The organism is Vibrio sp. 811 (assembly GCF_033339195.1).
In genome coordinates, this window is the sequence record NZ_JAWOUB010000960.1 from 1 (window position 1) to 516 (window position 516).

General features: G+C 39.0%; 1 protein-coding gene. It reads right to left on the reverse strand.

Translation table 11 applies throughout. The annotated features are described in order from the left end of the window. The coding region (locus R7Q46_RS30355; RefSeq protein ID WP_318078738.1) for an AAA family ATPase at window positions 1–139 on the reverse strand (139 nt) is incomplete at its 3' end. Window positions 140–516: the final 377 nt, after the last annotated feature.

A 516-nucleotide genomic window follows, 5' to 3' on the forward strand; every position in this document is an offset into this window, starting at 1 on the left:
AATGCGCCTGTGGGCTTGTCAGAAATGGCCAAAACAATTTGTCCATTTCGATATGTGTAACGTCGAGCTTCTGAGCTAAGGCTTTTGCGAAAGTAGACTTACCACTGCCGCTACTACCGATGACATTTATCCTTTTCATATAACGCCCTCCATGGCGCTGGCAACAAATTGACGAAGAACGCTGCAGTTAGTCAAAACTACAGCTTATTTTTACAGGTCGGTGATAGTAGTGTTTTGTATGATTGATAAGAAATTCAAACGCCAAACATATGAACTATGACTCATATTAAATTTGATTTATTGCGCTTAACGCTGCCCCAACTCTCGATTAAATTGAGTCTTCGCAGGCAACAACATCACGAGTTTTTACACTGTAAACTGATTTATCAAGAACAGAGTGTTTGATTTATCGTGCTTATTTTCTATGTAAACTCGCTCCAATTCCTCATCGAATTAACTTTGTGCATATCAAAAGTTTGCACAACATAGACAATGGTGTGATCTCATCACCACTAT